Origin of the sequence: Glycomyces dulcitolivorans (assembly GCF_003265355.1) — a bacterium.
Taxonomy (GTDB): Bacteria; Actinomycetota; Actinomycetes; order Mycobacteriales; family Micromonosporaceae; genus Glycomyces; species Glycomyces dulcitolivorans.
In genome coordinates this window covers 1-8,568 of sequence record NZ_QFRW01000215.1, presented here as the reverse complement: position 1 = coordinate 8,568, position 8,568 = coordinate 1, and the positions used below count along the sequence as shown (strand labels likewise).

Here is an 8,568-nt window from a genome sequence, read left to right as displayed (position 1 = left end):
GGTGCCGGCCGCGGCGATGACCAGGTCCGCCCGCGTGCGCGGCGGTGGCGCGTCCGCGGCCGCTTCGCGCCGGGACCTGAGGTACACGGCGACCTCCGCGATGAGCAGGAGCCCGGGCAGGAACGGCAGGAGGCCGAGGAAGGACGCCTCCCCGAAGTAGGCGACGACCGCCGCGACCTGGCCGGCCGCCACCGCGACCGAGCCGCACAGGTACAGGCCCGCCCGGCGCGGCGCGGGCCCGATCGCCCGGGCCGCCGCGAGTTTGAGCGTGAGGTCGAGGACCAGGAGCGCGGCCAGTGCGGTCGCGGCGACGCCCATGCGCTCGACGTCGGGGCCGATGAAGTACGCGAGGAGGCTGCCCCAGTACCAGGCGGTGAACGCCGTCAGCGGCACCAGGCAGGCGTGGACCCGGGAGAGGGTCCGGAACGTGTCGGCGCGCGACCGGGCGGGCCGGTCCGGTGCGTGTCCGACGGAATCGGGTGTCTCGTGCATGGGGGCCGCCGAGGGGTGCGAGGTTGATCGTCCTCAATGGTACGCACCGGGCGGGCAGAGGAAAGGCCCGGACCCGCGGTCCGGGCCTTCCTGTTACATCCCTAGGCGATGCGGATGGTGTTCCAGCTCATCGCGGGCAGTTCGACGGTGACCGTGCCGTCCTTGACGGCGACGGCGGTGTTCTCGACCGGCGTGACCTGGTCCTGGTTGTCGAGGGTGTTCTTGGCGTCCGGGTCGGTGCTGGTGAGCGTGGAGGCGGTGACCTCGCCGACGGCCACCGAGGACGCGTCGATCTCCAGGGTCAGCGGGGTCTCCAGGTCGCGGTTGACGGCGAACACGGTGATCGAGCCGTCCTCGTTCGCCACGGCGACCGAGTGCAGGGCCGAGACCTCACCGTACTTCTTCGTCTCGAACGAAGGCGAGTCGGCGTTGACGTTCAGGACCGTGCCGCGCCCGTACTTCGAGGCCTCGGCGAACGGGTAGAACGTGGTCTGGCGCCAGGCCGGGCCGCCCGGCTCGGTCATGATCGGGGCGATCACGTTGACCAGCTGCGCCAGGCATGCGGCGGTGACGCGGTCGGAGCGGCGCAGCAGCGTGATCAGGAGCGACCCGAACACGACCGCGTCCATCGCCGAGTAGTGGTCCTCCAGCTGGCGCGGGGCGATCGCCCACGGCTCGGGGCGCTCACCGGTCGGCGCGGTCTGGTACCACACGTTCCACTCGTCGAAGGAGATGTTGATCTTCTTGTCGCTCTTGAGCTTCGCGCCGACGGCGTCGGCGGTGGCGATGACGCCGTCGATGAACAGCTCCATGTCCTGCGCCGAGGCCATGAAGGAGACGACGTCGCCGTCGAGCGGGTGGTAGTAGGCGTGCGCGGAGATGTAGTCGACCGACTCGTACGTGTGCGTCAGGACCTCGTTCTCCCACGCGCCGAAGAACGGCATGCCGCGCGAGGAGGAGCCGCACGCGACCAGGTCGAGGTCGTCGGATCCGTCGATGTACCGCAGCGACCGGGCCACCTGGTCGGCGATGCGGCCGTACTCGGTGGCGGTGCGCTGGCCGATCTGCCAGGGGCCGTCCATCTCGTTGCCCAGGCACCACAGCTTGATGCCGTAGGGCTCCTCGTCGCCGTGGGAGCGGCGCAGGTCCGACCAGTAGGTGCCGGAGGGGTGGTTGGCGTACTCGAACAGGTCGAGGGCCTCCTGGAGGCCGCGGGTGCCGAGGTTGACGGCCATGTTCGGCTCGACGCCGGTGGCGCGGCAGAACTTCATGAACTCGCCGAGGCCGAACTGGTTGGTCTCGGTGGTGCCCCAGGCGAGGTCGAGGCGCCGGGGCCGGTCATCCTTGGGGCCGGTGCCGTCCTCCCAGCGGTAGCCGGAGACGAAGTTCCCGCCGGGGTAGCGGACCATGGTCGGGCCCAGCTCGCGGATGAGTTCGAGGACGTCCTCGCGCAGGCCGTCGGCGTTCGCGCTCGGGTGGTCGGGCTCGTAGATGCCGGTGTAGACGCACCGGCCCAGGTGCTCGACGAAGGACCCGAAGAGCCGCGAGGGGACCTCGGCGACGGTGAAGCGGGGGTCGAACTCGATGCGTGCGCGGTGGTGGTCGGCCATGATCGCCTCCGGTGGGACTGTGCGGCAGGTGGTGAGCGGTGACCCGGGCCCGCGGCGGGTCCGGTCGCGGTGACGCTACCAGATCTTGCTTTACCGGTACAGTCCCTGTCGCGGAAAACCTAGAGTTCGAGCGCCGTCGATGCCCGCGCGATCAGCTCCGGCTGGAACACCACGTTGCGGTGGGTGTGGTCGCGCCCCTCGGCGATCTCGTCGAACAAGAGCTGCGCGGCCGTGCGCCCCAGCTGCGCCCGCGGCTGGCGCACCGACGACAGCGGCACGGCCGCCGCGGCGGCGAAGTCGATGTCGTCGTAGCCGACGATCGCGCACTCCTGCGGCACCTTCACGCCCTGCATCGTCAGGCCCTGGAGCGCCCCGAGCGCGACGAGGTCGTTGGCGCAGAACACGGCCGTGGGCCGGTCCTCGCGGCCGAGCATCTCCTCGACCGCCTCGCGCCCCGCCTGGAAGTTCAGCCCCGGCGTCGCGAAGACCTCCAGCTCCACGCCGGACTCCTCGCACACCTCCCGGCACCCGGCGAGCCGGTCGGCCACCTGCGGGATCGCCGCGGGACCGCCGATGAACGCGATCTTCCGGTGCCCGCGCTCGACCAGGTGCTGCGCGGCCAGGCGACCGCCGTGCACGTCGTCGACGGCCACCGAGCAGTGCGGGTGGCGCCCCGCGCCGCGGTCGACCAGCACCACCGGGATGTCGTGGCCTGACAGCCGCTCGATCCACGACGCCGACGAGTCGTCCACCGGCGTGATCAACAGGCCCAGCACCCGCTGCTCCTCCAGCAGCTCCAGGTGGCGGCGCTCGCGGCGCACGTCCTCACCGGAGTCGCACACCGTCACCACGCCGCCCGCGGACTCCACCAGAGGCTCGGCCCCGCGGACCACGTCGGTGAAGAACGGGTTCGCCACGTCCAGGACCACGATCGCCACCGTCCGGCTGCGCCCGGCCCGCAGCTGGCGCGCGGAGTCGTTGCGCACGTAGCCGAGATCGGCGATGGCGGCCAGCACGCGCGCCCGGGTCTCCTCTGCGACGGCCTCGGGCCGGTTGAGCACATTGGAGACCGTCCCGACCGAGACGCCGGCGGCTCGCGCGACGTCCTTCATACTGGTGGTGGTCATGGTCACCTCAATGAGTCTATCGGGGGGCAGGGGCGCTGGCGGGACGGCAGGGGACTGCCGGGGCCGCCGGAGGCGGGATCGACGCGCGTCGAACCCTCCGTCGATTGAAACGGTTCAACGGTGAACGGCGAGCTTGAGGAGCATATACCGAACCGTGTTCGAATTTCTTCCCGGCCGCGGCTTGACAAGCGCTTGCTTCGCGTTCTACTTTATCGAAATCCGTTCATGAAACGATTCAAAAACACGGCGTTCACACGCCGCGCCCCGCACCCCCAGGGAGGACCCCCGTGACCGCCGCGCCACCCGAGAGCGAACCGCCGCCGCCGAGCGCTCCGTCCGGCTCGCAAGCGTCGCCGCAGCGCGTGTGCTTCACCCTCCGCGTCCGCCCCGAGCGCCTCGCCGAGTACCGCGAGCGCCACGCCGCAGTCTGGCCCGACATGCTCCGCGCGCTCGACGCGACCGGCTGGGGCAACTACTCCCTCTTCCTGTCCGAGGACGGCCTCCTCGTCGGCTACCTGGAGACCGCCGACTTCGACGCCGCCCGCGACGCGATGGCCCGGACCGAGGTCAACGCCCGCTGGCAGGCGTCCATGGCCCCGTTCTTCGAGGGCACCGGCGGCGCCAACGCCGACGACTCGTTCACCGTCCTCACCGAAGTGTTCAACCTGGAGACCCAACTGGCCGCGGCCGACGCCGCGGCTGAAGGAGCCGGCACATGACTGACCGCACCACGTACGCCAAGCAGGTGCTGGCGGGCCAGAGCATCGAGATGCCCTCGTGGGCGTTCGGGAACTCCGGCACCCGCTTCAAGGTCTTCGCCCAGCAGGGCGTCCCGCGCGACCCGTACGAGAAGCTCGCCGACGCCGCCCAGGTCCAGAAGTACACCGGCGCCGCCGGATCGGTCGCCCTCCACATCCCCTGGGACAAGGTCGAGGACTACGCCGACCTCGCCGCCCACGCCGCGGCCCTGAACGTGAAGATCGGGACGATCAACTCCAACACGTTCCAGGACGACGACTACATGCTCGGGTCGGTCTGCCACCCGGACGCGAAGGTCCGCCGCAAGGCCACCGAGCACCTCCTCGAATGCGTCGACATCATGGACGCCACCGGCTCGACCGACCTCAAGCTCTGGTTCGCCGACGGCACCAACTACCCCGGCCAGGACTCCATCGCCGGCCGCCAGGACCGCCTCGCCGAAGTCCTCGCCGAGGTCTACGCCCGCCTCGGCGACGACCAGCGGATCCTCCTCGAATACAAGCTGTTCGAGCCGTCGTTCTACACGACCGACGTCCCCGACTGGGGCACCGCCTACGCGCACTGCCTCAAGCTCGGCCCCAAGGCCCAGGTCGTCATCGACACCGGCCACCACGCCCCCGGCGTCAACATCGAGTTCATCGTGGCGTTCCTGCTGCGCGAGGGCCGCCTCGGCGGCTTCGACTTCAACTCCCGGTTCTACGCCGACGACGACCTCATGGTCGGCGCCGCCGACCCGTTCCAGCTCTTCCGCATCCTCCACGAGCTGGCCCTGCGCGAGGTCATCCTCCCCGATTCGGGGATCGCGTACATGCTCGACCAGTGCCACAACATCGAGCCGAAGATCCCCGGGCAGATCCGCTCGATCATGAACGTGCAGGAGGCGACCGCGAAGGCGCTCCTGGTCGACCACGAGGCGCTCGCCGCCGCGCAGCAGGCCGGCGACGTCCTCGGCGCGAACGCGGTCCTGATGGACGCCTACAACACCGACGTGCGCCCGCTGCTCGCCGAGGTCCGCACCGAGCAGGGCCTGGACGCCGACCCGCTCGCCGCCTACGCCGCCTCGGGCTACGCCGAGGAGATCAAGGCCGCCCGCGTCGGCGGCTCCCAGGCCGGGTGGGGCGCCTAGATGAGCACTGTCGACGACCTCATCACCCGCTCCAACCGCCTCGGCGCGGACAAGCGGAACACGAACTTCGCCGGCGGCAACACCTCCGCCAAGGGCGTCGAGACGGACCCGGTCACGGGTGCGGACGTGGACCTGCTGTGGGTCAAGGGCTCCGGCGGCGACCTCGGCACCCTCAAGGCCTCGGGCCTGGCGGTGCTGCGCCTGGACCGCCTGCGCGCCATGGTCGACACCTACCCCGGGCTCGATGAAGAAGACGTCATGGTCGAGCGCTTCGACTACTGCCTCCACGGCCGCGGGGGAGCAGCCCCCTCGATCGACACCGCCATGCACGGCCTCGTCGACGCCGCGCATGTGGACCACCTCCACCCCGACTCCGGCATCGCCTTCGCGACCGCGGCCGACGGGCCTGAGCTGACCAAGGAGTGCTTCGGCGACCGGGTCGTGTGGGTCGACTGGCGCCGCCCCGGCTTCCAGCTCGGCCTCGACATCGCCGCCATCAAGGCCGCGAACCCGCAGGCCATCGGCTGCATCCTCGGCGGCCACGGCATCACCGCCTGGGGCGCGACTTCCGAAGCGTGCGAAGCGAACTCGCTGGAGATCATCCGCGGCTGCGAGCAGTACATCGCGAACCAGCAGGCCGGGCAGCCGTTCGGAGCCGAAGTCGAGCAGTGGCAGGCGCTGGACGAGCCCAGCCGCCGCGAGCGGGCCGCCGCGCTCGCACCCGTCATCCGCGGCCTCGCCTCCACCGACCACGTGCAGGTCGGCCACTTCACCGACAGCTCGGAAGTCCTCGACTTCCTCGCCTCCGAGCGCATGCCCGAACTCGCCGCCCTGGGCACCTCCTGCCCGGACCACTTCCTGCGCACCAAGGTCCGGCCCCTGGTCCTCGAAACCGCCGCGACCGCGCCGCTCGAAGAAGTGATCGCTCACCTCAAGGAGCGCCACGCCGCCTACCGCGAGGAGTACCGGGCCTACTACGAGCGCTACGCGCAGCCCGACAGCCCCGCGATGCGCGGCGCCGACCCGGCGATCGTCCTGGTCCCGGGCATCGGCATGTTCTCCTTCGGCGCCGACAAGCAGACCGCGCGCGTCGCGGGCGAGTTCTACGTGAACGCCGTTAACGTCATGCGCGGCGCCGAGGCGATCTCGACCTACGCGCCCATCGACGAGTCCGAGAAGTTCCGCATCGAGTACTGGTCCCTTGAGGAGGCCAAGCTCCAGCGCCGCCCCAAGCCCAAGCCGCTCGCCGGGCGCATCGCGCTCGTCACCGGCGCGGCCGGCGGCATCGGCAAGGCCACCGCGACCCGCCTTGCGGCAGAGGGCGCCTGCGTGGTCATCGCCGACCTCGACCGCGAGAAGGCCGCCGCGGCCGCCGCGGAGATCGGCTCCGCCGACACGGCGGTCGGCATCAGGTGCGACGTGACCGACGAGGACTCCGTCGCCGGTGCGATCGAGGCCGCCGCGCTCGCCTTCGGCGGCATCGACCTCGTCGTCAACAACGCCGGACTCTCCCTGTCCAAGCCGCTGCTGGAGACCACCGCCGCCGACTGGGACCTCCAGCACGACGTCATGGCCAAGGGCTCCTTCCTCGTCTCCCGCGAAGCCGCCCGCGCCATGATCGACCAGGGCCTGGGCGGCGACATCGTCTACATCGCCTCGAAGAACTCGGTCTTCGCCGGCCCCAACAACATCGCCTACTCCGCGACCAAGGCCGACCAGGCCCACCAGGTGCGCCTCCTCGCCGCCGAACTCGGCGGGCACGGCATCCGCGTCAACGGCGTCAACCCCGACGGGGTCGTGCGCGGCTCCGGGATCTTCGCCTCCGGGTGGGGCGCCAACCGCGCCGCCGTCTACGGCGTCAAGGAAGAGGAGCTCGGCCAGTACTACGCCGGCCGCACCCTCCTCAAGCGCGAAGTCCTCCCGTCCTCGGTCGCCGACGCCGTCTACGCGCTCGTCGGCCCCGACCTCGGCCTCACCACCGGCGTCCACATCCCCGTCGACTCCGGCAACCCCCAAGGGTTCCTCAGGTGACCCACACCCGTCGCCCCGCCCAGCCGCTCGCTCCGCTCGCTTCCCCGAACCGGAGTAAACGCTGATGCCTTTGCTCGCCGCCGTCGACCTCGGCGCGTCCTCCGGGCGCGTCATGGCCGCTCACGTGGACGGGAACCGGATCGGCCTCACCGAGGCCGCCCGGTTCCCCAACCGCGCCGTCCCCGTCCGCGGCCGCCTCTACTGGGACGTCCTCGGCCTGTGGTCCGGCATCCTCGACGGCCTGCGCGCCGTAGGCGACGCCGCCGCCATCGGCGTCGACTCCTGGGCCGTCGACTACGGCCTCCTCGACGTCGGCGGCCACCTCCTGAACAACCCCGTCTGCTACCGCGACGCCCGCAACGCGCCCGCCCGCGACCGGCTCCTGGCCGAAGTCGACCCCGTGGACCTGTTCGCGCGCACCGGCATCCAGCACCAGCCGTTCAACACCGTGTTCCAGCTCGCCGCCGAGGACCCGGCCGCGCTCGACCGCGCCGACCGGCTCCTGCTCATCCCCGACCTCATCGCCTACTGGCTCTCCGGCGCCACCGCGTGCGAAGCGACCAACGCCTCCACCACCGGCCTGGTCGACCAGGGCACCGGCACCTGGCGGCACGAGCTGTGCACCGCCGCGGGCTTCCGCGCCGACCTCCTCGGCGCGATCACCCCCACCGGCACCGTCCTCGGCCCGATCCTCCCCGACATCGCCCAGGCCACCGGCCTCAACCCCGACACCCAGGTCATCGCCACCGCCGGCCACGACACCGCGGCCGCCGTCGCCGCCGTCCCCTACGAGAGCGACCGCGCCGCCTACATCTCCTGCGGCACCTGGTCCCTCGTCGGCACCGAACGCACCGCCCCCATCACCACCCCCGAGGCCCTCCACGCCGGCTTCACCAACGAACGCGGCGCCGACGGCACCATCCGCTTCCTGCGCAACGTCGCCGGACTGTGGCTCCTGAGCGAATCGGTCGACACCTGGCGCCGCCAAGGCCACCACATCGACCTCGCCGACCTCCTCGACGCCGCCGCCAAGCACGAGCGCCTGCGCTCGGTCGTCGACCCCGACGACCCCCGCTTCGCCGACCCCGGCGACATGCCCGCACGCATCCGCGCCTACTGCGCCGAGACCGGCCAGCCCGTCCCCGAGACCCCCGCCGAGACCGCCGCGTGCATCCTCGACTCCCTCGCGCTGGCCCACCGCCGCGCGATCGACGCGCTCGAAGCCCTCACCGGCGACCCGGTCGAGACCGTCCACATCGTCGGCGGCGGCTCCAACAACACGCTGCTGTGCCAGCTCACCGCCGACGCCACCGGACGCACCGTCCTCGCCGGACCCGATGAGGCCACCGCCCTCGGCAACGCCCTCGTCCAGGCCCAGGCCCTCGGCCTCGTCGCACCCGGGCCCGGCGCCCGCCGCGCCGCC

The 8,568-nt window shown here is 71.5% G+C and carries 7 protein-coding genes; 4 read left to right on the top strand and 3 right to left on the bottom strand.

Translation table 11 applies throughout. The features are described 5' to 3' along the window. From DI269_RS14905 to DI269_RS14895, 3 genes are all read right to left on the bottom strand, one after another. Nucleotides 1-492 (bottom strand): hypothetical protein (locus DI269_RS14905; protein WP_157975003.1); only part of this gene is annotated, 492 nt, incomplete at its 3' end. A 101-nt stretch (nucleotides 493-593) separates the two neighbouring features. Then, a complete protein-coding gene (gene arfA, locus DI269_RS14900; RefSeq protein WP_112137153.1) occupies nucleotides 594-2,102 on the bottom strand; it encodes an arabinosylfuranosidase ArfA in 1,509 nt (502 codons plus the stop codon). Between the two features lie 119 nt (nucleotides 2,103-2,221). Further along, nucleotides 2,222-3,229, bottom strand: a complete 1,008-nt coding sequence (locus tag DI269_RS14895; protein WP_198667449.1) for a LacI family DNA-binding transcriptional regulator — start codon at nucleotides 3,227-3,229, stop codon at nucleotides 2,222-2,224. A 362-nt stretch (nucleotides 3,230-3,591) separates the two neighbouring features. Here DI269_RS14895 and DI269_RS14890 point away from each other — a divergent pair, with 362 nt between their 5' ends. The 4 genes from DI269_RS14890 to DI269_RS28665 all read left to right on the top strand — a co-directional run. After that, entirely contained in the window at nucleotides 3,592-3,948 is a 357-nt protein-coding gene (locus DI269_RS14890; RefSeq protein WP_408612301.1) for an L-rhamnose mutarotase, read from the top strand. After that, on the top strand, nucleotides 3,945-5,114 hold the full coding sequence (gene rhaI / locus DI269_RS14885; RefSeq protein ID WP_112137149.1) for an L-rhamnose isomerase: 1,170 nt from the start codon (nucleotides 3,945-3,947) through the stop codon (nucleotides 5,112-5,114). Before DI269_RS14890 ends, rhaI begins: the two co-directional genes overlap by 4 nt. Continuing rightward, a complete protein-coding gene (locus DI269_RS14880) occupies nucleotides 5,115-7,145 on the top strand; it encodes a bifunctional aldolase/short-chain dehydrogenase (protein ID WP_112137146.1) in 2,031 nt (676 codons plus the stop codon). A gap of 64 nt (nucleotides 7,146-7,209) precedes the next feature. Continuing rightward, a partial coding sequence (locus tag DI269_RS28665; protein ID WP_157975002.1) for a rhamnulokinase occupies nucleotides 7,210-8,568 on the top strand: 1,359 nt, incomplete at its 3' end.